Annotated in this window: 1 protein-coding gene; it reads left to right on the forward strand. The window is 68.8% G+C overall.

Annotated features, from left to right (window positions below):
• Positions 1 to 1768 (forward strand): type I polyketide synthase (locus D471_RS0132130; protein WP_017602409.1); only part of this gene is annotated, 1768 nt, incomplete at both ends.

Genomic DNA, 1768 nt, shown 5'->3' on the forward strand with positions numbered 1-1768 from the left:
GCAGTGACGGCGAGACCCGCTCCGCAGAAGGAGAAGTCCGGACCGTAGACAACGCCCTGCGACAGGAGCTGAGGCGGCTCTCCACCCCGGAGGAGCGAAGCGAACTGCTGCTGAACCTGGTCGGCAAGCACGCCGCGGCAGTCCTCGGCCTGGTCGCAGTGTCCGAGATCAGAGCGGACGAGTCCTTCAAGGAGCAGGGCTTCGAGTCCGTAACCGGGATAGAGCTGCGTAACCGACTGCTGACAGCGACGGGACTGCACCTGGCCACGTCGCTCGTCTACGACCACCCCAGTCCCCGCCTCCTGGCCGAATTCCTTCACCAGGAACTCATGGGCAGCCCCGCTCCCGAGGTCGCGCCTGCCGTCACCCGAAAGACGGACGACGCGGAGGACCCGATCGTGGTGGTGGGGATGGCCTGCCGCTACCCCGGCGGAGCCACCACCCCCGACGCCCTCTGGGAACTGGTGACCACCGGCACCGACGCCATCTCCCCCTTCCCCACCGACCGGGGCTGGGACCTGGACACCCTCTACGACCCCGAACCCGGCACCCCCGGCAAAACCTACGTCCGCCAAGGCGGCTTCCTCCACGACGCCGCAGACTTCGACCCCGACTTCTTCGGCATCTCACCCCGCGAAGCCACCGCCATGGACCCCCAACAACGCCTGTTGCTGGAAACCTCCTGGGAAGCCATCGACCGCGCGGGCACCGACCCCCCCACCCCCCACGGCACCCCCACCGGCGTCTACACCGGCGTGATGTCGCAGGAGTACGGGCCTCGGCTCTACGAACCGTCGCAGGGTTACGACGGTTATCTGCTCACAGGCACCACGACCAGCGTGGTGTCGGGTCGGATCGCTTACGCGCTGGGGCTCGAGGGTCCCGCGTTGACCGTGGACACGGCGTGCTCGTCGTCCCTGGTCGCGCTGCACATGGCCGCCCAGGCGCTCCGCCAGGGCGAATGCGACCTCGCCCTGGCCGGAGGGGCCGCCGTTATGGCGAGCCCTGGAATGTTCGTGGAGTTCTCCCGGCAACAGGGGCTGTCCTCAGACGGCCGCTGCAAGGCGTTCAGTGACGAGGCCGACGGCACCGGATGGGCCGAGGGCGCCGGGATGCTGCTCGTGGAACGGCTCTCCGACGCCCAACGCAACGGACACCCCATCCTGGCCCTCATCCGGGGATCGGCCGTCAACCAGGACGGCGCCAGCAACGGCCTGACCGCACCCAACGGACCCGCCCAACAACGCGTCATCCGCCAAGCCCTGGCCAACGCCGGACTCCGACCCGCCGACGTGGACGCCGTCGAAGCACACGGCACCGGCACCCGCCTGGGCGACCCCATCGAAGCCCAAGCCCTCCTGGCCACCTACGGCCAGGACCGCGACCCACAGCAACCCCTCTACCTCGGATCGCTCAAGTCCAACATCGGGCACACCCAGGCCGCCGCCGGAGTCGGCGGGGTCATCAAGATGATCCAGGCCCTGCGCCACGGCACCCTGCCCCGCACACTGCACGCCGACACCCCCACCACCCACGTCGACTGGGCGAACGGTCAGATCACACTGCTCACCGACCCGGTGGCCTGGCCCGAGAACGATCGGCCACGGCGTGCCGGTGTGTCGTCCTTCGGCATTAGTGGCACCAACGCCCATCTGATCCTGGAGCAGACACCTGTGTCTGTTCACGTCGAGCACAGTGGTGAAACGGCCGATCCCGCTGGTCCGGTGCCGGTTCTGTTGTCCGCGCGCACCCCCAAGGCGTTGACCGA

Origin of the sequence: Nocardiopsis lucentensis DSM 44048 (assembly GCF_000341125.1) — a bacterium.
GTDB lineage: Bacteria > Actinomycetota > Actinomycetes > Streptosporangiales > Streptosporangiaceae > Nocardiopsis > Nocardiopsis lucentensis.